Source organism: Streptomyces tibetensis (assembly GCF_040647715.1).
Classification (GTDB): domain Bacteria; phylum Actinomycetota; class Actinomycetes; order Streptomycetales; family Streptomycetaceae; genus Streptomyces; species Streptomyces tibetensis_A.
Map to the genome: position 1 here is coordinate 56,658 of NZ_JBEZCR010000007.1, position 24,659 is coordinate 81,316.

The window sequence follows — 24,659 nt, forward strand, 5'->3', positions numbered from 1 at the left end:
TCCTGCTGCTGGCCCGGGGGTGGCCGGGAGGCCGGTGCGGCCACGAGGTGCGGCACACCCTCCGTCCTCCACCGTACGCCGCGGGACGGTAGGACATTCCGGGCGCTTTATTGCATTCCGTCGGCGATACTAGGGGCATGAATACGGCTACGTATGCAGAACTGGCGGCGTCGTCAGATCACGCGGTCGCCGTGACCATCGCCTTCGTCGGCGGGCTGATCGTGGCCTGTGCGCTGATCTGGGCCGTGCGGGTCGGGATGCAGGTCATGGACAAGGACACCCACCACCCCGCTCCGGAGGAACAGCCGCACATCCCGGAGGGCGGGCCGGTCCGTGAGACCCGGGAGATGCGGGAGCCCGACGACGTTCCGGTCGTGGCACGCGACGGTCAGCGGCTCATGCCCCATGAGCTGCACCGGGCGAGCACCAGGACCGGCAAGGACCAGAAACCGCGCCGCTGGTCGCCCGGATCCAGCGGATCGTTCGGCGGGGGCGGGCTCGGACGCACATGACGCCGCGAGGCCCGGGAGCCGGCGCCACCCTGGGGCGCGGCCCGTCCGCCCGCCCCCGCAGGCGCTGGGCGACGGGCGGGGCGGCCCTGGCGCTGGGCCTGTCCGCCGTGCTCACCGGCTGCAGCAGTGACAACACCCCCTCGGACACCGCGAGCAAGGCGGAGTCCGCCGTGGGGTCGATCGCCTCGGAGGCCTCCGAGGCGGTGGAGTCCGCCACGGCCGAGGCCCAGCGGCGGCTCGACGACATCCAGGACGGCATCGACGTCAAGGCCGACGTCAGGACCGGCCCGACCGTCACCGGCTCCGACGGCCGCATCCGCACGGAGGTCACCGCCCACAACACCGACGACTCGACCCGGTCCTTCGCCGTCCAGGTCGACTTCCGGGACACCGGGGGGCAGCTGGTCGACACGGTCATCGTGACGGTGGACCACGTGCAGGCCGGCCACTCGGCCACGGCCACCGCCCGCAGCACCCACGACCTGTCCGGTGAGGTCCGCACCGAGGTCGCCCGCGCGGTCCGCTACTGATCCCCACCGGCCGGGGCGACGCGGTCGACCTGCTCGCTCATCGGCCCGCCCTACTGGGCCATGCGAGTGGACCCGCGCCCCAAAGGGGCGCGGGGAACTGCGCGACCAGCCACGACGGCGCCGTCACAAACGCACCACCCCCGCCACAACCCCAGGGGCGCGGGGAACTGCGCGACCAGCCACGACGGCGCCGCAGCCGAAACGACGCCGCACGGCCCTACGGCGCCATGCCCTACACCCCAACGGCGCCATGGCACCACGGCACGGCCGCTCCCTCACCGCCCGAGCCACACCGTCGTGTCCGGCCCGAGCCGCCCGTCCTCCAGGGGCGCGCTGCTCAGCAGCACCTCACCCGCCGGCATCTCGACCGCCGCACCGGACAGGTTCGCAACGCAGCGCCACCCCTCGCAGCGGTCGAACCGGAGCACGCCCTGGGGGACGTCGTCCGCCCAGGTCAGCTCCTCCCCGTCGAGGAGTTTGCGGCGCAGCCTGAGGGCTGTGCGGTACAGCTCCAGGGTGGAGCCCTCGACCCCGTCCTGGGCCTCCACGGCGTACGCGGCGAAGCCGGCCGGCTGCGGCAGCCACGCACCGCCGGGCCCGAAGCCGTACGACGGTCCGGTCGTCGTCCACGGCAGCGGCACCCGGCACCCGTCACGGCCCTTGCGGACATGCCCCGTCTGCTCCCAGATCGGGTCCTGCAGCACCTCCGTGGGCAGGTCGGCGACCTCGGGCAGGCCGAGTTCCTCCCCCTGGTAGAGGTAGGCCGAGCCGGGCAGCGCCAGCATCAGCAGCGTGGCCGCCCGCGCCCGGCGCAGCCCTGCCGCCTCGTCGACGGCCGGGGCGTGCCCGCCGGCCAGGAGCCAGGCGTTGAGGTCGGTGCCGGGCGGCAGCGACAGGCGGGAGGCGTGCCGGATGACGTCGTGGTTGGACAGCACCCAGGTGGCCGAGGCGCCCGCCGCCCGGGCGGTGGCGAGCGAGTCGGTGATGACCTGCTTCAGCTCCTGCGCGTCCCATCCGGCCTGCAGGTACTCGAAGTTGAAGGCCTGGCCCAGCTCGTCCGGTCGGGCGTACAGCGCACGCCGGGCGCCGGGCACCCACGCCTCGGCGACGGCCATGCGGGGCGGGCGGTAGGCGTCGAGGATCTTGCGCCAGTCGCGGTAGATCTCGTGCACGTCGTCGCGGTCGTAGAAGGGGTGCGTGCCGGGCGGCATCGCGGTGAGGGCCTCCTCGCGGCTCAGCTCGGCCCGGCCGAGGTCGCGCAGCGGTTCGCTCAGGTCCTTGACGAGGGCGTGGGCGACGTCGACGCGGAATCCGTCGACCCCGCGGTCCGACCAGAAGCGCAGGGTGGTGCGGTAGTCGGCACGGACCTCCTGGTTCTCCCAGTTGAGGTCGGGCTGCTCGGGGGCGAACAGGTGCAGGTACCACTGGCCGTCGGGCACCCGCTTCCACGCGCTGCCGCCGAAGACGGACTGCCAGTCGGTGGGCGGGAGTTCGCCGTGCTCGCCGCGGCCGTCCCGGAAGACGTAGCGGTCGCGGGCGGCCGAGCCGGGCCCCGCGTCCAAGGCCTCCTGGAACCACGCGTGCCGGTGCGAGGAGTGGTTGGGCACGATGTCGACGATGACCTTCAGACCGAGGCGGTGCGCCTCGGCGACCAGGGCGTCGAAGTCGTCGAGGGTGCCCAGGCGCGGGTCGACGCCACGGGGGTCGGCGACGTCGTAGCCACCGTCGGCGAGCTCGGACGGGTAGAAGGGGCTCAGCCACAGGGCGTCCACGCCCAGGGCGGCGAGGTGACCGAGGCGGCGGGTGATGCCGCGCAGGTCACCGAGTCCGTCACCGTCGGCGTCGGCGAAGCTGCGGGGGTAGATCTGGTAGACGACGGCCTGGCGCCACCAGTCGGGGTCCCGGGACGACAGGTCGAGGGTCGAGCGCTCAGTCACGCGGTCTCCTTCTCAGGGCATACGGGCGACAGCATTGAATCTGTCCAGAATGCCGGAAAAAGGAACCATCGCGTTGATCGGAGTGATCCATTCCTGCTGTGACGAAGTTGTGAGGGCAGCGCAACTCTTTTTGTATCAGCGCAGGTTGACAGTGTGCTGCGGCGCCGCCACGATGGGGCCACTGAGGCACATGTGACCAATGAGCCCAGTGTTTCTCACACCACTCACTCCCCGGTGCGGCACGGCAGCCGCGCGCTGCGCGCTGCCCGCATGCCGTCACCCGGGTTCGGCACACGCCAAGAAATGGGATACGCATGTCCATAGCGAGACGTGTCACCGCGCGACGCCTGCTGGGGACGAGCGCCGCCGCCCTCGCCCTCTGCGCCGCCTCCGCCACGACCGCGTTCGCGCACGGCGCGCCCGGCGGAGACGGCTGGTCGTCCGGCGGCAGCTACAAGCCCGGCACGGGCGCGGGCACGGAGACCGGGACCGATCGCTGCCAGTTCTCGCTCGACGGCACCAACTTCTACGACTCGGTCAAGGTCGACGACCAGAACCTGAAGCCGACCGAGGACGGCAAGGTCCACATCACGGTCCGCGCCGCCGGCGACGCGGCCACCTGCACGGCCTCCCTCGCCTCCTACCTCGCCCACGGCGCGACGTTCGCGACCTCCGGCGAGCAGGTGTTCGTCGACTTCGACTCGGTGACGGTCAAGAAGGGCGGCACCGACACACTCGACATCGCCATCCCGGACAAGGGCTGCTTCGGGCAGATCGACCTCTACCGGGGTGCGGTGAAGTTCGACGGCAAGCTGGACGCGAAGGACGGCTTCGAGCACGGCGAGCTGCCCAAGGGCCCGGACCACCCGGTCATCAAGGACAAGCTGATCGCGGCCTGGAACGGCGGCACGAAGGACTGCACCGCCACCCCGCCGCCGGCGGAGACCGAGCCGCCCGCCTCCACGCCGCCCGCGAGCCCGTCCGAGCCGGCCGAGGAGACCACGCCTCCGGCGTCCCCGTCCGAGCCGGCCGAGCCCTCGACGCCTCCGTCCTCCGACACGGACACGCCCACCCCGAGCGCCTCCGAGTCGACGCCCGTCGCGCCCAAGCCCAACGGCGGTGGCGGCGACCTCGCCGAGACCGGCGCCGACAGCAGCACCGGCCCGATCGCCCTCGGTGCGGCGGCCCTGCTGGCCGGCGGTGCGGCCCTCGTCGTCGTGACCCGCCGCCGCGCGGCCAAGCGCGGCGCGTAACACGCGAGCAGGCATACGCCCGAGGTGCCGTCGTCCGGCGGCGACGGCACCTCGGGCGTTGTCATGCCTCGCGGTTTCCTGCCTCGGGCGTTCTCAGGCCTCGCGTTCTCACGCCTGAGGTGTTCACAGGCCTCGCGTTCTCACGCCTCGGGCGTTCTCAGGCCTTGCCGTCCGGGGCCTCGACGGTCGCCAGGTACAGCTTCACGTAGCGCTCCACGTCCACGTCCAGCCCGACGTCGACCAGCGGCTGTTCGCGCGTGCCCTCGTGGAGTTCCGACTCGCCCGGCCGGGGTCGGCGGTCCACGATCGTCATGCCGCGGGTCGGTCCGGGCGCGAGGGACACCTCCACCGGGAGGCGGTGGGTCGTCAGGCCCTCCGGGTCGGCGACCGCGCACACCGCACCCGCGTCCCCGAGACCGCCGGCCGTCTCCGAGGGGTCGTCGGGGCGGCTGTCCGGATGGGCCGGGCGATGGGCGAGCAGCTGTCCGGCCAGCCGCGCTCCGGGCTCGCCGCTCCCGCTCAGCCTCCGCACATCCGCCGCCGGCACCACCACCCGCGTGAACACGTCCAGCCCGTACATCGTGATCGGCACCCCGGCGGTGAGCAGGATCGCGGCCGCCTCCGGGTCGTGCCAGACGTTGAACTCCGCGACGGGGGTGGCGTTGCCGACGGCCGCCGCGCCGCCCATGAAGACGATCCGCTCGATGTTGCGGACCACCTCCGGATGCGTGCGCAGCAGCAGCGCGATGTTGGTGAGGGGCGCCGTGGGGATGAGGGTGACCGGGCTCGGGGAGGCGAGGATCTCGCGCCGCAGCAGTGTCACCGCGTCGACGTCGGCGGGCCTGCGGGCCGGTTCCGGCAGGCCCAGGTCGCCCATGCCGTCGTGCCCGTGCACGTGCTGAGCCGAGCGGGGAGCCTCGATCAGCGGCCGCTCGGCGCCCCGGGCGACGGGGATGTCGGGGGCGCCGGCCTGCTCCAGCACGGTCAGGGTGTTGCGTACGACGCCGTCCACGTCCGTGTTCCCGGCGACGCAGGTGATCGCCCGTACGTCGAGCGCGGGGTGCCGCACGGCGAACAGCAGGGCGAGGGCGTCGTCGACGCCGGTGTCGCAGTCGATGATCACCGGGATGCGCTGGCCGTCCGTCACGGCGGGGACTCCTTCCAGTGGCTTCGCGGGCAAGCCCCGTAGCAGCGACCCTACGGCCTCGACGACGGCCGGTTCCGGGCTCCCGTGACGGCGACCTCACGGCCTCGGCGACGGCGGCCGGCTCCGGGTTGCCGCCGCGCACGCGTCACGAGCGGCGTACCGCCGTGACGTCGAACTCCAGCGTCACGGTCCGGCCGACCAGCCCGCGGCCCCCGCGCACGCCCCAGTCGTGGCGGTCGACGGCCGCCCGGCCCGTGAAGGAGGCCCGGAAGGTGCCCTGCGGGTCGGGGCCGGCCTCGGTCAGTTCGAAGTCCACGGTGACCTGCCGCGTCACGCCCCGCACGGTCAGATCGCCGGTGACCTCGAAGCGCGCCGCGCCGTTCTGCCGCACGCGCGTCGAGGTGAAGGCGATGGCCGGGTGAGCATCGGCGGCCAGGAAGTCGCCGCTGCGCAGATGGTCGTCGCGCTTGGCGTTGCGGGTCTGGACGCTCGCCGCCCGGATCGAGAGCCGGACCGCGGAACGCGCGGGGCTGCCCCCGTCCAGCCGCGCGCTGCCCTCGAACGCCTCGAACCGGCCACGCACCTTGCTCACCCCCGCGGCCCGGGCCGTGAAGCCGATGCGCGTGCGGGCGGGGTCGAGGGCGTACTCGCCGGTCAGTTCGCCGAGTGCGGTCGTCGTGGTCATGATTGCTCCTGAAGAAGAGGGGGGTGTGGGACCCCCGGCGTCGCTCTCGGAAGTACGACGGCGCAGCCCCGCGGAATGTGAGGTGCCGCGTCGGCCTCACCTTCCGGCGTGCTGTCTCGTCGGAGGGGTGCGGACACCTGCGACCGAGGGACACACCATGGGCATCCCGTCCGAACCGGCCGACGACCTGGACGCGATCACGCGTGAGCGCCGGCAGCTGATCAACCTCGCGTACCGGCTGCTCGGCTCGCTGGCCGAGGCCGAGGACGTCGTGCAGGAGACCTACGCCCGCTGGTACGCGCTGCGCCCGGAGCAGCGGGACGCCGTCGCCTCCCCCGGGGGCTGGCTGACGACCGTCGCCGGCCGGATCTGCCTGGACCTGCTCGGCTCGGCCCGGGCCCGGCGGGAGCGGTACGTCGGCCCATGGATTCCGGAGCCGCTGCCGGGCCGTACGGAGTGGGTCGGTGGCGGCACCCCGGCCGACCCGGCGGACCGGGTCACCCTCGACGAGTCGGTCACCATGGCCTTCCTCGTCGTGCTCGAGTCGATGACACCCGCCGAGCGCGTCGCGTTCGTCCTGCACGACGTCTTCCGCTACCCGTTCGCCGAGGTCGCCGAGATCGTCGGCCGCACCCCGGCCGCGTGCCGCCAGCTGGCGTCGTCGGCCCGCCGCCGCATCCGTGCGCGGCAACCTCCCGCGACGACCCCCGAGGCCCGGCGCGCGGACGTGGTCAGGGCGTTCCGGCGGGCCTGGGAGGCCCAGGACATCGAGGGGCTGATCGGCGTGCTGGCCCCCGGCGCGACCGCGACCGGCGACGGCGGCGGGCTCGTGTCGGCCGCCCTTGACCCGGTCGAGGGCGCCGAGCCGGTCGCCCGCTTCTTCGCCGAGCGTGCCCGCGCGGTCCCCGGCATCACGCTCCTGGAGTGCCCGGTCAACGGCCAGCCCGGCCTCGTGGCCCGGAAGGGCGGCGTCACCGTGTCGGTGCTGGCGTTCGACGTCGCGGGCGACCGGATCCAGCACGTCTGGGCCGTGCTCAATCCCCGCAAGCTCCGGCCCTGGACGGCGAACTGACCGGCGCCGCCCGGCCACACGAACGGACGCAGCGATGATTCCGGAGCCGTCGGCCGGTCGTTACCGGCAGAGACGACGAAGGAGTCCCGCCATGCCCGCACAGCAGCCGACGACCGAACTCGACGCCCGCTACAGCTCCGCCCTCAATCCGCGCCCGGGTGCCTCGGAGGTCACCGCCACCGCATGGGCCGAGGCACAGGGACGATTGGAGACCGCCGAGATCTTCTGGGTGTCCACCGTGCGGCCCGACGGCCGGCTGCACGTCACGCCCTGCATCGCCGCCTGGCACGAGGGCGTGCTGTACTTCTCCACCGGCCGCGAGGAGCAGAAGGCGAAGAACCTCGCGCACGACGCGCACTGCGCGCTGACGACCGGGGCGAACTCCCTCACCGACGGGCTCGACCTCGTGGTCGAGGGCACGGCCGAGCCGGTCGGCGACCGTGCCCTGCTGGAGGAGGTGATCACGGCGTACGAGACGAAGTACGGGCCGCACATCACCTCCCCCGAGGGCACGTTCCACGGCATCGGCGACGGGTTCCGCAGCGGCGAGGTCGTGGTGTTCGCGGTCGCCCCGGACACGGCCTACGGCTTCGGACGCGACAACGGGGTGTACAGCCACACGCGGTGGACGTTCTGAGCCCGCCCTACGGCTGAGCCCACAGCTCGGTGCCGCGGGCCGCGACCCGCTCGTCGATCCGCCGCAGCAGCTCGGCGGCGGGGAGGGCGTCGAGCCGGCGGCCGTCGCGCAGCCGCGCCGCCACCAGCCCGGCGGCGGCCTCCCGTCCGCCGATCACCGCCTGGTACGGCACCAGCCGGGCCGCGCGGATCCTTGCGGCCAGGGTGCCCTGTTCGGGCCCGGCGACCTCGGCGCGCAGACCGAGCTCCCGGGCGCGGGCGGCCAGCGCGTCCGCGGCGCCGAACTGTTCCTCCCCGACCGGCAGGACGGCCAGGTGCACCGGCGCCAGCCACGGCGGGAAGGCCCCGCCGTGCTCCTCGACGAGGTGGGCGACGGCGCGCTCCACGCTGCCGATGATGCTGCGGTGCACCATGACCGGGCGGTGCTTCGCCCCGTCGGGGCCGATGTAGTGCAGGTCGAAGCGCTCCGGCTGGTGGAAGTCGATCTGCACGGTGGACAGGGTCGACTCCCGCCCGGCCGGGTCGGTGATCTGCACGTCGATCTTGGGGCCGTAGAACGCCGCCTCGCCCTCGGCCGCCTCGTACGGGATGCCCGAGCCGTCCAGGACCTCCCTCAACAGGGCGGTGGCACGCCGCCACAGCTCCGGGTCGGCCACGTACTTGCCGCCCTCACCGGGCAGGGACAGCCGGTACCGGGCCGCGCGGATGCCCAGGTCGGCGTAGGCACGGCCGATCAGCTCCAGCGCGGCCCGGGCCTCCTGGACGGCCTGCTCCAGGGTGCAGAAGATGTGCGCGTCGTTGAGGGTGATGGCCCGCACCCGGGTCAGACCGCCGAGGACGCCGGACAGCTCCGAGCGGTACATGCCGCCCAACTCGGCCATGCGCAGGGGCAGTTCACGGTAGCTGCGGGAGCGGGAGCGGTAGATCAGGGCGTGGTGGGGGCACAGGCTCGGGCGCAGCAGGACCTGCTCGGAGCCCACGTCCATCGGCGGGAACATGTCGTCGCCGTAGTGGTCCCAGTGCCCGGAGATCTCGTACAGCTCGCGTTTGCCGAGGACGGGCGAGTACACGTGCCGGTAACCGGCCCGGCGTTCCGCGTCGCGGACGTACTCCTCCAGGGTGTGCCGCACGGTCGCGCCGTCGGGCAGCCAGTACGGCAGCCCCGCGCCCATCAGCGGGTCGGTGTCGAACAGGTCCAGTTCACGGCCGAGTCGGCGGTGGTCGTGCATGGTGTGACTCCTCGCGGCGGGGAGGCGAGCACCACGCGACGAAGCCCCGGGGCACTCGCCCCGGGGCTTCGGACATCTGGGTCAGCTGTCAGCGCGCCGGGACACTCTCCGGCGTCGTCGTGATGGACGAGTACGACTGGGCGCGCTGCATGGGCGTGACCGTAACAGGGGGGCCGGGGGCGGGGCGACGGTTTTTCGGGCGGGCCGGCCCGCCCCGGGCCGCTCACCCGGACGGCTCGTATCGCTGGTGGCCGGGCCGGCGTGGTGGTGCCGTAGGAGCACGCACCCGATCTTGGAGAGCGGCTCCGCCCCGAGGCGCCTCCTTGAGCCACCGCAGGAGGCACTCCCGATGACCCACCCCGCGGCCACCCGTGCCCTCCTGGCCTCCACGCTGTCCGTGACCGCCCTGCTGGCCACGGGCTGCTCCATCGACGACGGGCCGCGGCCCCGGTGGTTCTCCGCCTCCGCGTCCGCCTCGGCCTCCGCGTCCGGCGCGTCCCACGCCGTCGAGCAGCCGTCCGGTTCCGGGGCCGCCCTCACCGAGGCGCAGGCCCGGGCGGCGCTGGTCACCGAGGCCGATCTGGGGGAACCGTGGACACCGTCCCGGGGCGCGGGGACCTGGCGGGACGGGCTGCTCAAGGCGACCACGCAGGACCAGGACTGCCAGCGGCTGCTGGACGTCCTCTACACGGAGGAGCCCTTCGGCACCCCGAAGGGCCCGCAGGCGGCGTCCGCGCTCGACGACGGGGACACCGACGCCCAGGTGCGCTACCGGGTCGCCGCCCATCCCCCGGCGGAGGTGGACCGCACGCTGGACTGGATGCGGTCGCTGCCCGGCAGGTGCGGCGAGTTCACGGCCGCGACCAGCCGCGGCCTCGTCCAGGGCGTGGAGGTCCGTGACCTGCCGCTGCCGCCGGTGGGGGATGCCCGGCAGGCCCTGCGGGTCATGCTGGCCGGCGAGACGAAGGAGGGGGAGCTCACGTACCTCACCATGGACCTCGCCGCGGTCCGCGTCGGCGAGGAGGCGATCACCCTCACCAACGCCGGCCTGGACGAGGTGTACGCGGAGGTCACCCAGCAGACGGCGCAGCTCGGGGCACAGCGCCTGACCGAGATCAGGAAACAGGGCAGGGCACAGATCTGACGCCGCGCTCCTTCGACCCCGCGCCCCTCCACCGACGCCGCGCTCCCTCGCCGACCGCGCCCCTCCACCGACGCCGCGCTCCCTCGCGGACCGCGCCCCTCCACTGACGCCGCCCTCCGGCTCAGATGCCGCGCTCCGTCGCGTTCAGTACCGGTCGAAGCGGGTGCGGTGGGCGATCACGTCCCGCGCCACGTCCTGGGCCGTACGCCCGTGTACGAAGGCGTCCGCCCGCAGTCGCGCGAGCGCGTCGTCCGCGCCCACGCCCAGCTGCGCCATGATCATGCCGACGGCCTGGTAGACCTCGTCGTGGTCGGTGGCCAGCCCGCTCAGCCAGTCGTTGCCGTCCTGGGTATCGGGCTCGTCGCCGTGCGGCAGTGCCATCAGGGCCACGGTCATGACACCGGCCACGACCCGGGCCAGGTGCAGCTGGCGGTCGGTGAGCCCGCCCGGGCGGTCGCGGTACAGGTCGAGCGTGCCCACGCACACCGCGCCGCTGCCGAGCGGCACCGCGTACACCGCTTGCACCCCTGCCTCCGTCGCCTGCTGGGCGAAGACCGGCCAGCGTCCGGCGTCCCGGCCCGTGGTCAGATCGCAGGCGAGGACGGGCGCGCCGTCCGCCAGGGCGCTCTGGCAGGGGCCGTCGCCCAGCGTCGCCTGGATCTGCGCGAGGTGCGCGGCCTGCGCGCTGCTCGCGCTCAGCTGCACGGGCATGCCCTCGCTGCGCAGCGACACGCTCGCGCCGATCACCGGCAGCAGTTCCACCGCCACCTCGCACAGCCGCCCCGGCACCTCTCCGGGCTCGGCGCCCCGCACGCCCCTGGCGATCGCGTCGGCCGCCCGGGCCCCGTCCGGGTCAGGGCCGCCGCCCCCGGCGCGGCCAGGGCCCGGGTCGCCGCCGGGAACGTCTCGGGGATCGTCCCTGGGCCGCACGACCACCGCCTCCTTCGATCACCGCGGCTTGCACCGTCGACGGCTTCCGGGCGAGGCCACGGCCGGGGCAACCCGTGTGCGACCGCCCCGCGGGGCCACCGTGCGACTGTCCGGCCGACTCTTCCCGGTCCCCGGCGCGCACCGGGCCCGGCCGTCTCGTAGCCGTGCCCCGACTACCCGCCGCGGGTGGGGCAAAACACCTGCGCCAAGGCGCCGACGGCGAACAGCCCTGCACCTCCGACGGCGCCTCACAGAGGAGGCTGTGCGGGGGCGGGTCCGAGGGTGGTGGTGCCGGGGGCCGTGCGGTGGCCGAGGCCCGTCCGGTAGGCGTCCAGGGCGGCCTCCACACGTCCGGTCCTGCGCAACAGGTCGCCCAGCAGCCGGCACAGGTCGGCCAGGTCACCGGCCGCGCCGGCCCGCTCCAGCAGGCTCAGGGCACGGACGTAGTGCTCCTCGGCGTCCTCGGTGCGACGGGCGTCCTCGGCGATGATGCCGAGCAGCCGGTGCGCGGCGGCGGAGTGCACGGCGCCCCGCTCGGGGGACAGGTGCCCGAGGACGTCGTGGAGCAGGGCCGCCGCTTCGTCGGACCGGCCACGCCGGTGGAGGACGTCGGCCAGCTCGACGGTGACCTGGCTGCTGTAGAGGGCGGCGCGCTGGGCCGACAGCATGCCGAGGGCCTGCCGCAGCTCCTCCTCGGCGCGTTCCAGCCGGCCGTCCTGGGCGTAGACGTAGCCGCGCATCCAGTGGCAGTTGGCGAGTTCGGTGCGGATCTGCAGGCCCCGGTACAGCTCGGCGGCCTTGGCCAGGGAGGCGTCGGCCTCGGCGAGGCGGCCCTCGGCGACCAGGGTGCGTGCGACGGAGCGGTGCATGCGGGCGACCAGGGCGGGGTCGCCGGAGCGCGGGGCGAGGGCCAGGGCGAGCTCGGCGGCCTGGGCGGCGCGGGCGTGCGCCCCCATGTCCATGTACGGGCCGATGGCGCTGGCGTAGAGCAGCAGCAGGGCGTCCGGGTCGTGCAGGCCACCGCGGTTCAGTTCGTCGAGGGTGGTCTCCAGCAGGTAGACGGCGTAGCGGAGTTCACCGGCGAGGTAGTGCGCGACGGCCCGGCCGCGCAGGGCCGGGACCCGGGCGGGCAGCGGCGCGCCGGCCAGGCACTTCTCGGCCCGTTCGAAGTACCGGCGTCCGGCGACGAGTTCGCCGGTCTCCAGGGCGCACTCGCCGAGTCCGAGCAGGGCGGCGGACTGCTCGGCGGCGAGCCCGTGCGTCTCGGCCTCGGCGAGCAGCCCGGCGTACTGCCCGGCGGCCGCCCCGGCCTCGCCGTCGGCCAGGGTGCGCTGGGCTTCGGTGAGCCGCAGCCGCAGCCCGGTGACGAGCCGGGCCGAGCGCCCGCCGGCGAGCTCGTCGAAGGCCACGCCGAGCCGCTCCGCGAGATGCCGCAGGGCGTCGTCGGAAGGCCGTACCCGGCCCGACTCGAGGGTGGAGATGTAGGCCGGTGTGTACACCGGTTCCGCCAACTGCCGCTGCGTCAGTCCCCGTTCCGCACGCAACCGCTGCACCCGGCGCCCGATGGTCCCCGGATCGTCACGCTCCCCCACGCCAACTCCCCCTGCAGCTCTTGCCGTTCGACCGGAACTGCCCCTAGGTTAAACGGAGTGTTAAGCAGGATTGTCGAACCTGCTTAACACGTTGCCGCCGTAGTCGCCGCCCCTGTTGCGAGGTCGCCGTGCCGAGCCGCACACGCACCGCCGAGCGGTACGCCCGAGGCTTCACCGCCGCCCTCGTCGCGGTGGCGACCCTGCTGCTCGCGGCGAACGCGGGGCCGGCGAGGGCCGAGGCCCCACGGCCGGCGTTGCAGACCACCGCCGACTCCCGCTGAAGTGACGGAAAAACGCCCCTCACACCAGCGTCTTACGTGCCTGTTCACCCATGTGTCAGAGGGGTGTTCTAGCCTGCGCGGGCTGATCACTTCACTCACACGGGGGTTCGGAACACCGTGCACAGACGCATGCTCACGACCGCGACGACGCTCGCGGTCCTCTTGGGTTCGGTCACGCTCGCAGCGGCGGGCGCCGGACCGGCGACGGCCGACTCCAGCGCGCTGCTGCCCCTGAAGTCGAGCGGCGACATCGTCGTCGACGGGGTCCACCACCGCGTCTTCATCAGTGATCCCACGGCCGGTCAGGTCGTCGTCACCGACTACGCGGGCACGGTCACCGGGACCGTGGGCTCGCTGCCCGGCGTGCGCGGCCTGGAGCTGTCGCCCGACTCGGGCACGCTGTACGCGGCCGTGCGCGACGCGGACGCGGTCGTCGCGATCGACACGGCCACCGCGACCGAGTCCCGCCGCTACGCCACGGGCGCGGGCGGCGGCCCGTCGTACGTGGCCCTGGCCGGCGGCAGGCTGTGGTTCAGCTACGGCGCCGGCGGGAACGGCAACATAGGCTCGCTCGACCCCAGCGCCGCCGACCCGGGGGTCACCCTGGGCCAGGACACCGGCCGCACCTTCTACGACGCCCCGATCCTGGACGCCTCCGCAGGCGCCCCGGGCACGCTCGTCGCGGGGGCGCCGGGGCAGAGCCCGGTCGAACTCGCCGTGTACGACGTCTCCTCCGGCACCGCGAGCCGTACGGCCTACGCCTTCGACCCGGGCAGCACCGGCGGCGGCAACCTCCAGGACCTCGCGGTCACGCCGGACGGCAAGGACGTCGTCACGGCCAGCGGCGCCCCCTACTACCAGGCCGTCTACAAGCTCACGGACCTCACCGCCGACGGCAAGTACGTCACCAACACGTACCCGAACGCGGTGGACATCGCCCCCAACGGCGACGTCGCGGCGGGCACCGACTCCTCGTACGAGCCGGACGTCCACGTCTTCAAGCAGGGTGTGGAGACGCCGGTCAGGCAGTACGACCTGCCCGACACGGGCACCCCCGGCGACTCGGACCTGCTGGCCCCGGCGGGCCTCGCCTGGGCGCCCGACGAGAGCAGGCTCTTCGCCCTCTCGAAGAACGGCTCCGACGCGTACGCCCTGCGGATCTACGACGCGCCGACGAAGGCGCCCACCACCCTCACGGTGAACGCCCCGGCCACGGCCGGCCGTGGGACCTCCCTGACCCTCACCGGCACGCTGGCCTCGTCGGCGGCGTTCGGGGCGGACACGAAGGTCTTTGTCACCCGCACCGACGAGGAGTCCCCGGCCGGCAAGCCGCTCGGCACGGCGACCGTCGGGACCGACGGCTCGTACACCTTCGCCGACACCCCGCCGGCGGGCGGCAAGGTGACGTACACGGTCACCTACGCGGGTGACGACGCGCACGCCGGCGCCTCCGCCACCCACGAGGTGAGCGTCGCGAAGTCCACGGCCGCGCTCACGCTGAACAACGACGGCAAGGCGTACGGCTACGGCAGCGACGTGACGTTCGCGGCGCACCTCGGCACCACGTACAAGAACCGGACGGTCGAGATCTGGGCCGACCCCTACGGCTCCGACAAGCCGAGCACCCTGGTCAAGAAGGGCACGGTCGACTCGCACGGCAACCTGTCCGCGACGGTCCACCTGACCCGGGACACGAAGGTCAGCGCCAAGTTCACGGGCGACACCCGGTACGCCGCGAGGACGGTCACCAACTCCGCCTACACCAGGGTCGCCATCTCGACGTCCCTGAGCGGCTCCTACAAGTCCGCGACGGCCTGGAACCAGAAGTACTCCTACTTCCACCAGTCCAAGGCGCCCGTCCAGAACACGACGATGTCCATGTACCCGGGGCGCAAGTACCAGCTCCAGGTGCAGCGGTACGCCGACGGGGCGTGGCGGACCACCGCCACGCAGTACTTCGCGCTCGACCGCTACGGCAAGGACGCGGCCACCCTGGACGGCACTCCGCCCGTCGGCCCCCGCTTCCGGATCCGCTCGTCCTACATCGATCCGACGTCGGGCGACGACGTCAACACGACGACGTACGGGGCGTGGAAGTACTTCGTCTTCACCCGCTGACTCCGGCGAACCGGCCGGGACTCGTCATGCGGGTTCCGGCCGTTTTCCCGCCCGGCTCTGTGTGCGGGACGGGCGCGTCGGGGGGAGAATGGGACGGAGGGAGCTGAGACACCATGACGTTCCCCATCACCCCGGACTACGAGTCCTTTCTCCGCACCCCGGCCGTGAGGCACCCGAACGAACGGTCCAGGCTGATCCTCGCCGCAGCCTCCGTGTGGATCGCGTTCGGCATCCTCCTGGTCATCGCCCTCTCACTGGGAGGCACCAGTCTTCTGATCTTGTTCTTGACGATCCTCGTCGTCGCGGTGGCCCAGTGGGTCATCCTGAGGATGTGGCAAGCGCGCCTGCTCGGCAGCGCGGTCAAAGTGACACCCGACAGTTTTCCGGAGATCCACGCGGAGATCGCCGAACTCCGCAGGAAGCTCGACTACCACCGACCGGTCGACGTCTACGTGGTCGACGAGGTCCCGGGAAAGATGACGGTCACCAGCCTGCTCGGGACGCGGGTCCTCCTCATCGAGGGAGGGTTCGCCGCGAGCCTCCAGGAGGACGGTCCCGCGGCCCTGCGCTTCATGCTCGGCAACTTCATCGGCTGGCTCAAAGCCCGGCACGGGCGGCTGAACCTCTCCGTGATCATTCTCGACCGCCTGAGGTACCTGACGTACGTGGTCCCCTGGATACTTCCCTACTGGCGTTGTTCCGAGTACACGTGCGACCAGTTCGGGTACCTGTGTGCCGAGGACCTGCACGCGTCCCTCGGCGTGATAGCCCGGCTCACCGTCGGCAAGGAACTCGGGCCCGGCATGTCCCCCACGGGCATCCTCGAGCAGGCCCACCGGGCGTCCGGGCATCCGCTGACGCGCTACGCCGAACTGTCCCAAGCGCAGCCGCACCTGGTGAAGCGCTACGTCAACCTCGTCGCCTTCGCCGGGGCCGTGATGCCCGTCGACTTCGAACGGTTCCGCGCGGGGCTGGACGAGAAGGGCCGCCGCATCCTCAGGGACCTGCTGCTGCAGACGCCTCACCGCCAGTCGCACGGCGCGATGCCCTGGCAGGCTGCCTGAACGGAATGCATGGTCAACCGGGCAGAACCTTCCGCAACGCCTCGTCGAGGCTCTTCGCGATCTCCGCGTCGCCCGGCCGGCCCTCACGTGGGATCGGGCCGTACAGGGCGTCCAGTTCGGTGATGAGGGTGTGTGTCACCGCCCCGTACAGCGGGGTGCGCGGGCGGTGCACGCCCTCGCGGAGGGACGGGAGCAGGATGTCGCGGGAGAAGCTGACGCCGTCGGCGATCCGGTCGGGGGGCAGGCGGACGGTGCGCTCGCCGGTGGGCGACGCCGCCGGGGTCTCGGCGTACGCCGGGGCGTGCCGGCACGGGGGAGCGGTGCCGGATTCCTGGTAGGCGGAGACGCGGGTCGCGGCGAAACCGGCGCGCAGCAGGCAGCGTTCGCTGTCCGGGTCGGTCAGGAACGCGATCAGTTCCGCCGCCTTGGCGGCCCGCTGCTCGGACGTGGAGGAGGTGACGGCCAGGTTCTGCCCGCCGAGGACCGCCTTGCCGGGCAGCCGGGTCACCCCCAGGTTCTCCCCGTAGGTCTCGCGCAGGGTGGGGTAGACGTACGGCCAGTGCCGCAGGAAGGTGGTGCGGCCCTCCGCGAAGGCACTGAGCGACTCGGCCTCGCGGGACTCGGAGGCGTCGTCGAAGGTGTAGGGCGGGGCCGTGCGCGCACGCAGTTCGGCCACGCCCGCCGTGAGCTGTTCCACGGTCGCCGCGTACTCGCCGTCGCCGTCGGTCAGCCGGAGCCCGGGCACGGCCGAGGTGAACGCCTCGACCGCGTTGACCGTACGGCCCTCGTACGGGGCGAGCTGGGTGGCCCAGCCCTCGTGGCCCTGGGAGCCGAAGTGCCCTTTGACGGCGTCGATCTGGTCCCGCAGTTCGTCCCAGGTGACCCCGTCGCTGAGGTCGGTCCGGGAGACACCGGCCTCCCGCAGATGGTCCTTGCGGTAGTACAGCAGGCCGGCGTCGCTGTTGAACGGGACCGCGTACCGCTCGTCCTTCCAGTACGACGTCCTGTCCACGGACGGGATGATGTCGTCCGGGGACCTGACGGCCGCGTCGGTCAGCGGGCGGATCAGGCCCGCGTCGGCGAACTCCGGAACCCAGGTCACGTCCAGGTTCACCACGTCGTACCGGGCGCTGCCCGACTGGAGGGCGCCGAGCAGCTGGCTGCGCTGCTGGTCGGCGGAACCGGGCAGTTCCACCAGCCGGGCCTCGAAGCCCTGCGCGCCCTGCTCGGCGTTCCAGACGTCGATGAGCTGTTGGCGGATGCCGTTCTTGCCGGTCACGTCCTGCCCGCTGGCCACCACGATCCGGCGGCGGTTGTCGGCGTCCGGCGGCTCTTGCTGTACGTCACCGCCGGTGCAGGCGGCCAGGAACAGCAGGGCCAGCACGGCCGGCAACGCGAGTACGGCGGCCGGCAGTCGTCGGGCCATCATTCCTCCCCCGTTCCGACGCGGGCGACCTCGTCGCGCAGCGCGGGCACGAGGTCGTCCCCGGCGTCGAGGCAGCGGCCCTGGGCGGCCTCCGCGACCCGCGTGCCGGGGCGGCCCCGGTCGCAGCCCCCGCTCTTCAGCGTCACCATGGCCACGGGCACGCCCGACTCGCGCGCCCGGTCCTCCACCTCGCGGAGGCCGTCGCCGGCCAGGCGGCTGTCGTCCTCGCCGTCGGTGAGGTACACGATCAGCTGCGGCCGCTCGTCGCCGGCGCCGCGCTCCCGCATGAACGCCAGGGCGTCCAGCAGGGCGGCGCGCGGATCGGCCTCCGCGTCCCGCACCTCGGCGCCTCCCTCGCCGGTCCTCAGCGCCTCTTCCGCCGCCGCGCGGGAGTGCCTGCCGAAGTCCAGCAGTTCGGTGTGTGTGGGGCCCTTGACCCCGTGCACCGCCCACACCCCGTACTCGTCCCCCCTGCCGAGCCCCGTCAGGGTCTGTTTGAGGATGCCGGGGCCGCCGCTGGGGCCGTCCCACAGACCGGCCATCGAGCCGGAGCTGTCGAGGAGGAACAGCACGCGGCCGGTTCCGTGCGCGTTGCCGTACCGCTCCAGTGTCCGGTCCAGTTCCGTCGCGGCGGCGGGGTCCGCGGGCGGGACGGGATCGGTCAGCCCCTGGTCGGCCGCCTTCCCGGCGAGCAGTCCCCGTTCGCCCGTCGCGGACCTGAATCCCTGCCGGCCGAGCACCTCCCGGCCGCCCTCTCCCGTCAGCCAGTCGCGGAACCGGTCCACCCTGTCGTCCCGGGCCTGGACGTCCCGGTCGCCGCCCTCCCAGCGCACCCGCACGAACGTCGGTTCCAGACCGGGCACGTCGTCGGGGTAGACGGCGGTGCGCTCGGCGCGGGTGACCGAGTGGCAGCCGACGCCGCTCCTGAGCAGGAACTCCGGGACCAGGACCGCGCTGCGGTCGTCCACGGCGTCGTCCGCGGGCAGCGTGCACAGCAGCCTGACGGCCGAGGGCTCGGGCCGTCCCGCCCGGGTGATCAGCCCCTCGGCGCCGCGCACATCGGCCCCGTCGCCGTACAGCCCCACCGTCGCCAGCAGCGCCGAGTCGCTGAACTCGGGGTCGGGCCTGCGCACTTGCGTCCTGCCGTCCGAGTCCTTCAGGGCCCTGACCAGCTTGGGCAGCGACCACCCGAGGGTCGGAACGCCGGCGTCGAGGCCCTCCGGGACGGCCAGCACGACCGGTGAGTACGCGAGCGGCTCCTTGTCCGGCTCCAGCCGGGCGAAGACGCGTTCCACCTGCGCGTCGCCGGCCCGGTCGACGTCCGCGCGGGTCGCGGGGATCCACACGTCCGGCTGCGGGCCGATGTCCCGCTGCGGGTTGACGTCCTCCCTCGGCTGCTGCCAGGGGTCGGACTGCTCGCCCAGCGCGGTCACCACGTGGGCGGCACCGGCGCTGTAGACGGTGACGCCGCTGCGCGGGCAGCCGTCCTCCGTGGTGTTGGCGTCCGAGGTGAGGTAGGCGTCCGCTGCCGCCCGCATCGCCGGCTCCAGGTCGGGGTCGGTGAGGACCCGCAGCTCCAGCGGCGGTTCGCAGGGGCCGGAGCCCCCGGTCAGGACCAGAACTCCGTAACCGGCGGCGCCGATGGCGACGAACGCCAGCACGAGCGCCACAACGGTGCGGCCAAACAGCCCGATGGAGTCCCGGACGCGGGCGAGCGAACGCCGGAGCCAGGAGAACCAGCCGGGCGGGTCCTCGGTGTCGTCGGGCGGGCCCACCGGTCCTGCCGCCAGCAGCACGTCCGCGTTCGGGTCCCACGGGGGCGCCAGTGCCTGAGGTCTCTGCGAGTCGTCGGCCTCCGCCTTGTACTTCGCGGCGGCCATGCGTTCCTTCACCGCGGCGTACAGCCCGGAGAGCCACACCTCCCCGCCCGCCTCGAGGACCCGTACCACCTCGCGCGTGAACGGCGTGGCGACCTCCGCGTCCCCGCCCGGGATGCAGCGGTTGGGCTGCACGCTCATCAGCAGCAGGACCTTGTGCCTCCGCCGGTCGTCGAAGCGGTGCCAGATCTCCGCGGCGTTGCCCGCGTAGCAGCAGTCGAGGATCACCACCACCTGCTGGGCGCGGCTCTCGACGAGCTCGCCGAGCACCTCGCTGAACGTCACCGAGCCGGGCAGCCCGTCGCCCGTGAGGACGCGGGCGGTACGCATCTGCAGGTGCAGCTCGTTGCCGGAGGTGGAGGTGACGGCGTGCCCGGCGAAGTAGACCAGCAGCAGCCCCCTGGCCTCGCGGCAGGCGCGGCGGAGCGCTCCCGTGAACTCGTCCGGGGTCGGCGAGGCCAGGGCCCGCACCTCGTGCGCACCGAACACGGCGCTGCGGTGCAGCGCGTCCTCGAGTGTCGTCCGGTTGTGCCGCACGGCGGGGAGCTGGCCGGTGACGCCCTGTGGGTCCGGTGCTGTGTGGTCGTACTCGGACACGGCGACCAGCAGCGCCCGGTTCACTTCGCCGCGCGGGTCGAAGCGGCTCACCGGCCTACTCCCCGTCGGTGTCCAGCGTGCGGATCTGTGGCTCGGGATCCCCGCCCTGGAGCCTTCGGCGGTTGTTCGTCCAGGTCTTCACCGCGCGGGTGGTGTACTCGGTGAGGGCCACGAGCGTGACGACGTCACCGAGGATCTTCAGGACGAGTTCGAGGTCGGGCCCCAGCCGACCCTTGGTCCCGTCGGTGCTGGTCTGCTCCTCGATGCTCAGCTTCTCTTCGGAGAGCAGCCCCGCGAGCGACTCCTCCCGCTCCAGCCACGTCTTCAGAGCTCTGACATCGTCCACGGTCCCGCCGGCGCCCAGCCGGACGCGCACGCCTAAGACAGCCACTTCGTCCCCCTCTGTCATGCCCGACATCATGACACCGGGTCAGGCCCCGGCGGCAGACCCGTGACGTGACCGGCGCAAGCGATCGCACGCCCCTTTCACGCCGGGGTCACACGGCGCACACGGCTCAGCCCTGGGTCTGCAACTGCCTCAGCTGCCGCTGCACATGGTCCAGGGCCCCTTCGCGCCGCCCGGGCACCCGTCCGCGCAACGCGGCGAGAGCGGCGCCCAGTTCGCGGGCGGGGGCGGGGTCGCGGACCTGGCCCCACTGGTGGTGCGCCCGGTCCACGGCGGCCTCGACGGCGGGGGCGTCCGGGGCATGTCCGGCGTTCAGGCGGACACTCGCGATCGTCAGCCAGGTACGGCAGCTGCGGGCGGCGTCCCCGGCGAACATCGCGAGGTCGGCCCGTACTTCGGCCCAGTGCAGGGCCTCCTCGGAGGCGGGCCCGTGCGCGGTGACGGCGGCCTGTTCGTGCCGGGCGGCGAGCGCGTCGGCGTCGGCGTGCCGGCCGGACTGGACGGCGGCGGTGATGGCGGCGTGCGGATCCCCGCCCGTGGGGCCGGGCGTACTCAGCACCAGGTCCGTGCCCGCGCTCTCCGGCGCGATCCGGGTCAGGGCCTGCTGGTGCAACTGCTCGACCGGCGGCCGGAACCCGCTGCGCAGGATCGTCGCGACGGCCTTCATGTACGCCGGCTGGGCGACGCTGCGTCTGGACGGCGGCGGCGCGATACGCCCGTGGACGGCGTTGCCCCGCCCCGAGTCGAGTGGGGTGCTCCGCAGCAGTTCCCAGGTCTCGGCGTCGGCGTGCAGGTCGAGCAGGAGGGTGGTGGCGCCGACGGGCCTGAGCCGCAGTTCCTCCCGGAACCAGTGCCAGGGGAAGGCGGTGTAGCGGGCGGTGGAGGGGGTGGTGCGGGCCAGCGCGAGGTGCGGCAGGTGCTGGCGGCGGTCGAGCTGGAGCTGGCCGGTGACGTACACGGTGAGCGGGCCGGGGGCAGCGGCTGCGGCCCGCAGCCGGGTGAGGACGGCCTGCGGCTCCAGCGGGTCGGCGAGTTCGACGACGTTGGCGGTGTCGGTGCCGGACAGCACGGCGGGCGCCACGGCGGCCAGGACGGGGAGCACGGAGGCGGCGTCCACGAGGCGCCCCTTGCCCACCGGCGAGGCCGCCAGCAGCAGCACGGTTCCGGGCATCGCCCCACCCCCTGTGTCGATCACGTACGTCAGCACGGTATCCGCTGCGGCTGCAAAGGTGGGCCCCAGCCCCGCAAACCCCGCCTTCGGGGGCTTCCGACCCGGCCCCGACGGGCCGCACCGGCCGCGCCCCCGTTCCGGTTTCGTTCCGCCGACTTGCCAGGGGCTGTGCGTCGGTGTGCCCTGGTTTCAGGGGCAGGGACAGAGAGGAGAGCTGTCATGGCTCATGCGGCACCCGCCTCACGCACGATGACCATGCCTCGTCGCAGGCCCGACGTCTTCGGCCCGCGGGTCCACCTCGCGGTGAAGGTCGGCCTGCCCGTGGTGCTCGGGCTGACCTACGGCTACTGGGCCGCGGCCGTCCGGCGCGACGCCGGGCCCATCACGGGCTGGAACCTGCTGTTCGGCTTCGTCACGGCGCTCGTGTTCGCCCTGGTGTTCGCCGCCGTGTGCGCGCTGGCACCGCTGCTGCCCCGCGAGCTGCACGCGTTGTGCTGGTTCGTCTTCTCGGGCGCCGCGTTCGGTTTCCTGTACAGCCAGTCCGGTGCGTCCGTGCTCAGCTCCAGCGGGCTGGGGCTGGTGACCGGGGCGGCCGTCTTCGCGATGGTGTTCTACCGCTATTACACGCACGAGGACGCCGCAGGCCGCCGCATCGGCTGAGGAGGTTCGGGACACTCGTTCGGGGGAGCCCGTCGACGGGCTCCCCCGAAGCGTTTTCCCGCAGGTGGAGCGCGCTGCGCCACTGCAGGCGGCCGGCCGGACGGCGTCGCAGCGCTCGCGGGCCCGGCCCGGGGCGGCTTGCCTGGAAGGGTGTCCGAGCGCGACCGGGCGCCCCTGGCCGGGAAGGCGCCCCCACGACCGCGGAACGTCCTGTCGGCCGTTCTGCTGATCCTCGCGTGCCTGCTCGTGCCCCTCGGGGCGATCGCGTCCTGGGCGGCCCACGGGCTGACCGACACCGGCCGCTACGTCCGGACGATGGCACCGCTCGCCGTGGACCCGGACGTGCGGCTCGCGGTCGCGGACGCCGTCGGGGACGGTGTCCTGCGGGAGCTCGGACGCCAGGTCGACGACAAACCGCTGCGCGGGACGGTCGGACCCTTCGTGCACGACGCGGCGCGCTCCTTCACCCGCACCGAGGCGTATCGCGCCGCCTGGGACGCGGCGAACCGGGCCGTGCACGACGCGGTGCTGCGCGCCCTGCGCGACGACGGCGCCGGCGGCGCCCCGGTCACCGTCGACCCCGCTCCCGTCATCGCCCGCTTCAAACAGCAACTCGCTGAGGAACACGTGCCGTTCGCCCACCGCATCCCGGTCACGCACACCCGGATCCCGGTGCTCCCGGCGGACGACGCGGACCGACTGCGCAAGGGGTACCACGTGCTGGACACCGCCGCCTTCTGGCTGCCGCTCGCCGCCGCCGTCCTCGCGGTTGCCGGGATCGCCGTCGCCGTGTGCCGCCGCCGCGCGGTCACCGCCCTCGGGCTGGGGACGGCCCTGGGCGGCGCGCTGCTGGTCCTCGCCCTCGCGATCGGCCGCCGCCTCACCCTCGCCGACCTGCCCGACGCCCTGCACCGCCCGGCCGCGGGGGCCGTCTACGACGCCCTCACGGCCACCCTGCGCACGGTGTCCTGGCTGCTGTGCGTGCTGGGGCTGGCGGTGGCGGCCATCGCCTGGGTCACGGGCCGGTACGGTCCCCGGCTCGCCGCGCGGCGACATGCGCGAGGGTCCGCAGCGCCCGGCGCAGATCCGGTTCCGGAGCCGACGCGAGCCCGAGCCTGACGGCGTCGGGCGTGTGCCCGGAGGCGACGGCGAAGGCGGGTCCGGGCGTGACGGCGATGCCGTGCGCGGCGGCGGCGGCTGTGAAGGTGTCGGCGCGCCACGGGGCGGGCAGCTCCCACCAGGCGAAACAGGAGGCCGGATCGGACCGTACGGCGAATCCCGCGAGCTCCTCGGCGAGGATCAGCTGCCGCCGTGCCGCGTCCGCCCGCTTGGCCCTCACCAGCCGCGCCACCGTCCCCTCCCCGGCCCACCGCGCGGCCGCCTCCAGCGCGAACCGCCCCGCGCTCCAGCCACCCGAGCGCACGGCGTCGGCCACGGCGGCGACCCGGTGCGGCGGCACCACGAGGAACCCGGCGGTGAGCCCGGGAGCCACCCGCTTGGAGAGCCCGTCGACGACGTGAGTGAGGGCCGGGGCGTGCACGGCGAGCGGATCACCGGGCTCCCGGAGGAAGGACCAGATGCGGTCCTCCACGACCGGCAGGTTCAGGTCGTGGAGCAGCTGGGCGAGTTGCAGCAGCCGCGGCCTGCCGGTCGTCCGGGACGTCGGGTTGTGCAGCGTCGGCTGCAGGTAGAGGGCGGACAACGGCGCCGAGCGGTGCGCGGCGGCGACGGCCTCCGGGAGCAGCCCGGCCGCGTCCCCGGCCAGCGGCACCAGGGTGATGCCGAGCCGCGCCGCGATCTCCTTGACCAGCGGATACGTCAGCTGCTCCACCCCGACCCGGCCGCCCGGCCGGACCAGCGAGGCGAGCACGGCGGCGATGGCCTGCCGGGCGTTGCCGGTGAACAGCAGCCGCTCCGGGGCCGGGCGCCAGCCCGGGGTGGTGAGCACCGTGGCCGCGGCCTCCCTGGCTGCCGCGGTGCCGGTGGCGGCCGCCGGTGACAGCGCCTCGGCCAGCACGTCGGGACGCAGCAGCGGCGCGAGCACGGGGGCGAGCAGCTCCGCCTGGCCGGGCGCGACGGGGTAGTTGAGCTCCAGGTTGACGGGTGCGCCGGCCGGAGCGGGTTCGATGAGCGCCTGTCCCACCGGCCCGTCCGGTGCGGCCCGTACGAAGGTGCCGCGCCCGACCTCCCCGACGACCAGCCCGCGGCGCACGAGTTCGCCGTACACCCGCCCGGCCGTCGACGGTGCGATGCCCCGCCGCCGTGCGAACGCCCGCTGCGGCGGCAGCCGTTGGCCCGGCCGCAGCCGTCCGGTGGCGATGTCGTCGGCGATGCGGTCGGCGATGCGCCGGTAGTCACTCATCGGCCGGTCTCCCCCTTGGATTGCACCGAG

The 24,659-nt window shown here is 73.6% G+C and carries 21 protein-coding genes and 1 pseudogene; 11 read left to right on the forward strand and 11 right to left on the reverse strand.

From position 1 onward, the window contains the following. Positions 1-137 precede the first annotated feature (137 nt). Entirely contained in the window at positions 138-512 is a 375-nt protein-coding gene (locus AB0B29_RS19670) for a DUF6479 family protein (RefSeq protein ID WP_362241195.1), read from the forward strand. After that, the gene (locus tag AB0B29_RS19675) at positions 509-1,042 is read left to right on the forward strand and encodes a hypothetical protein (protein ID WP_362241197.1); all 534 of its coding nucleotides are present in this window, start codon (positions 509-511) and stop codon (positions 1,040-1,042) included. The genes AB0B29_RS19670 and AB0B29_RS19675 overlap by 4 nt, the downstream gene beginning before the upstream one ends. Positions 1,043-1,317: 275 nt before the next feature. On the opposite strand, the gene AB0B29_RS19680 is transcribed toward AB0B29_RS19675, so the two are convergent. Next, entirely contained in the window at positions 1,318-2,979 is a 1,662-nt protein-coding gene (locus AB0B29_RS19680; RefSeq protein WP_362241200.1) for a glycoside hydrolase family 13 protein, read from the reverse strand. A gap of 314 nt (positions 2,980-3,293) precedes the next feature. Here AB0B29_RS19680 and AB0B29_RS19685 point away from each other — a divergent pair, with 314 nt between their 5' ends. Then, positions 3,294-4,232: an LAETG motif-containing sortase-dependent surface protein gene (locus AB0B29_RS19685; protein WP_362241202.1), complete on the forward strand. Its 939-nt coding sequence runs from the start codon at positions 3,294-3,296 to the stop codon at positions 4,230-4,232. Positions 4,233-4,389: 157 nt separating this feature from the next. On the opposite strand, the gene AB0B29_RS19690 is transcribed toward AB0B29_RS19685, so the two are convergent. Together AB0B29_RS19690 and AB0B29_RS19695 are read right to left on the reverse strand one after the other, a co-directional pair. Further along, positions 4,390-5,379, reverse strand: a complete 990-nt coding sequence (locus AB0B29_RS19690; protein WP_362241205.1) for a nucleoside hydrolase — start codon at positions 5,377-5,379, stop codon at positions 4,390-4,392. A gap of 145 nt (positions 5,380-5,524) precedes the next feature. Further along, the gene (locus AB0B29_RS19695) at positions 5,525-6,064 is read right to left on the reverse strand and encodes a YceI family protein (protein ID WP_362241208.1); all 540 of its coding nucleotides are present in this window, start codon (positions 6,062-6,064) and stop codon (positions 5,525-5,527) included. 157 nt (positions 6,065-6,221) lie between these two features. Here AB0B29_RS19695 and sigJ point away from each other — a divergent pair, with 157 nt between their 5' ends. After that, positions 6,222-7,136, forward strand: a complete 915-nt coding sequence (gene sigJ / locus AB0B29_RS19700; RefSeq protein WP_362241211.1) for an RNA polymerase sigma factor SigJ — start codon at positions 6,222-6,224, stop codon at positions 7,134-7,136. Positions 7,137-7,227: 91 nt separating this feature from the next. Beyond that, positions 7,228-7,773, forward strand: coding sequence for a pyridoxamine 5'-phosphate oxidase family protein (locus AB0B29_RS19705; protein WP_362241214.1), 546 nt, complete (start codon positions 7,228-7,230; stop codon positions 7,771-7,773). A 7-nt stretch (positions 7,774-7,780) separates the two neighbouring features. Here AB0B29_RS19705 and thrS read toward each other — a convergent pair. Next, positions 7,781-9,073 (reverse strand): annotated as a pseudogene (gene thrS, locus AB0B29_RS19710) (threonine--tRNA ligase); the annotation flags it as partial. Positions 9,074-9,350: 277 nt separating this feature from the next. Between thrS and AB0B29_RS19715 the strand changes: the two are divergent. Next, positions 9,351-10,145, forward strand: a complete 795-nt coding sequence (locus AB0B29_RS19715; protein ID WP_362241217.1) for a hypothetical protein — start codon at positions 9,351-9,353, stop codon at positions 10,143-10,145. A gap of 144 nt (positions 10,146-10,289) precedes the next feature. On the opposite strand, the gene AB0B29_RS19720 is transcribed toward AB0B29_RS19715, so the two are convergent. Both AB0B29_RS19720 and AB0B29_RS19725 read right to left on the reverse strand, forming a co-directional pair. Then, entirely contained in the window at positions 10,290-11,081 is a 792-nt protein-coding gene (locus tag AB0B29_RS19720; protein WP_362241220.1) for a GAF and ANTAR domain-containing protein, read from the reverse strand. 242 nt (positions 11,082-11,323) lie between these two features. Further along, entirely contained in the window at positions 11,324-12,667 is a 1,344-nt protein-coding gene (locus tag AB0B29_RS19725) for a helix-turn-helix domain-containing protein (RefSeq protein ID WP_362241222.1), read from the reverse strand. Between the two features lie 128 nt (positions 12,668-12,795). On the opposite strand from AB0B29_RS19725, the gene AB0B29_RS19730 reads away from it, so the two are divergent. From AB0B29_RS19730 to AB0B29_RS19740, 3 genes are all read left to right on the forward strand, one after another. Then, positions 12,796-12,948, forward strand: coding sequence for a hypothetical protein (locus AB0B29_RS19730; RefSeq protein ID WP_362241224.1), 153 nt, complete (start codon positions 12,796-12,798; stop codon positions 12,946-12,948). Between the two features lie 129 nt (positions 12,949-13,077). Continuing rightward, complete coding sequence (locus AB0B29_RS19735) at positions 13,078-15,066, forward strand: Ig-like domain repeat protein (protein ID WP_362241227.1); 1,989 nt, start codon at positions 13,078-13,080, stop codon at positions 15,064-15,066. Positions 15,067-15,179: 113 nt separating this feature from the next. Next, a complete protein-coding gene (locus AB0B29_RS19740) occupies positions 15,180-16,130 on the forward strand; it encodes a hypothetical protein (protein ID WP_362241230.1) in 951 nt (316 codons plus the stop codon). Positions 16,131-16,143: 13 nt separating this feature from the next. On the opposite strand, the gene AB0B29_RS19745 is transcribed toward AB0B29_RS19740, so the two are convergent. The 4 genes from AB0B29_RS19745 to AB0B29_RS19760 form a co-directional block, all read right to left on the reverse strand. After that, the gene (locus AB0B29_RS19745; RefSeq protein ID WP_362241233.1) at positions 16,144-17,556 is read right to left on the reverse strand and encodes an extracellular solute-binding protein; all 1,413 of its coding nucleotides are present in this window, start codon (positions 17,554-17,556) and stop codon (positions 16,144-16,146) included. Beyond that, positions 17,556-20,081, reverse strand: coding sequence for a substrate-binding domain-containing protein (locus AB0B29_RS19750; RefSeq protein WP_362241235.1), 2,526 nt, complete (start codon positions 20,079-20,081; stop codon positions 17,556-17,558). Before AB0B29_RS19750 ends, AB0B29_RS19745 begins: the two co-directional genes overlap by 1 nt. A gap of 4 nt (positions 20,082-20,085) precedes the next feature. Then, a complete protein-coding gene (locus AB0B29_RS19755; protein WP_362241237.1) occupies positions 20,086-20,421 on the reverse strand; it encodes a hypothetical protein in 336 nt (111 codons plus the stop codon). Between the two features lie 124 nt (positions 20,422-20,545). Next, positions 20,546-21,607 carry a hypothetical protein gene (locus tag AB0B29_RS19760; RefSeq protein WP_362241240.1) on the reverse strand — a complete coding sequence of 354 codons (1,062 nt, stop codon included), beginning with the start codon at positions 21,605-21,607 and terminating at the stop codon, positions 20,546-20,548. A 219-nt stretch (positions 21,608-21,826) separates the two neighbouring features. Here AB0B29_RS19760 and AB0B29_RS19765 point away from each other — a divergent pair, with 219 nt between their 5' ends. Both AB0B29_RS19765 and AB0B29_RS19770 read left to right on the forward strand, forming a co-directional pair. Next, positions 21,827-22,267, forward strand: coding sequence for a hypothetical protein (locus tag AB0B29_RS19765; RefSeq protein WP_362241243.1), 441 nt, complete (start codon positions 21,827-21,829; stop codon positions 22,265-22,267). A 150-nt stretch (positions 22,268-22,417) separates the two neighbouring features. Further along, entirely contained in the window at positions 22,418-23,386 is a 969-nt protein-coding gene (locus AB0B29_RS19770; protein ID WP_362241245.1) for a hypothetical protein, read from the forward strand. On the opposite strand, the gene AB0B29_RS19775 is transcribed toward AB0B29_RS19770, so the two are convergent. Next, on the reverse strand, positions 23,283-24,629 hold the full coding sequence (locus tag AB0B29_RS19775) for a PLP-dependent aminotransferase family protein (protein ID WP_362241248.1): 1,347 nt from the start codon (positions 24,627-24,629) through the stop codon (positions 23,283-23,285). The two genes, AB0B29_RS19770 and AB0B29_RS19775, sit on opposite strands and share 104 nt — an antisense overlap. Positions 24,630-24,659: the final 30 nt, after the last annotated feature.

Coding starts and splice junctions, on each gene's coding strand:
- AB0B29_RS19670 (WP_362241195.1), top strand. CDS start 138: ATGAATACGGCTACGTATGCAGAACTGGCGGCGTCGTCAGATCACGCG.
- AB0B29_RS19675 (WP_362241197.1), top strand. CDS start 509: ATGACGCCGCGAGGCCCGGGAGCCGGCGCCACCCTGGGGCGCGGCCCG.
- AB0B29_RS19685 (WP_362241202.1), top strand. CDS start 3,294: ATGTCCATAGCGAGACGTGTCACCGCGCGACGCCTGCTGGGGACGAGC.
- AB0B29_RS19695 (WP_362241208.1), bottom strand. CDS start 6,064: ATGACCACGACGACCGCACTCGGCGAACTGACCGGCGAGTACGCCCTC.
- sigJ (WP_362241211.1), top strand. CDS start 6,222: ATGGGCATCCCGTCCGAACCGGCCGACGACCTGGACGCGATCACGCGT.
- AB0B29_RS19705 (WP_362241214.1), top strand. CDS start 7,228: ATGCCCGCACAGCAGCCGACGACCGAACTCGACGCCCGCTACAGCTCC.
- AB0B29_RS19715 (WP_362241217.1), top strand. CDS start 9,351: ATGACCCACCCCGCGGCCACCCGTGCCCTCCTGGCCTCCACGCTGTCC.
- AB0B29_RS19735 (WP_362241227.1), top strand. CDS start 13,078: ATGCTCACGACCGCGACGACGCTCGCGGTCCTCTTGGGTTCGGTCACG.
- AB0B29_RS19740 (WP_362241230.1), top strand. CDS start 15,180: ATGACGTTCCCCATCACCCCGGACTACGAGTCCTTTCTCCGCACCCCG.
- AB0B29_RS19745 (WP_362241233.1), bottom strand. CDS start 17,556: ATGGCCCGACGACTGCCGGCCGCCGTACTCGCGTTGCCGGCCGTGCTG.
- AB0B29_RS19760 (WP_362241240.1), bottom strand. CDS start 21,607: ATGCCCGGAACCGTGCTGCTGCTGGCGGCCTCGCCGGTGGGCAAGGGG.
- AB0B29_RS19765 (WP_362241243.1), top strand. CDS start 21,827: ATGGCTCATGCGGCACCCGCCTCACGCACGATGACCATGCCTCGTCGC.
- AB0B29_RS19775 (WP_362241248.1), bottom strand. CDS start 24,629: ATGAGTGACTACCGGCGCATCGCCGACCGCATCGCCGACGACATCGCC.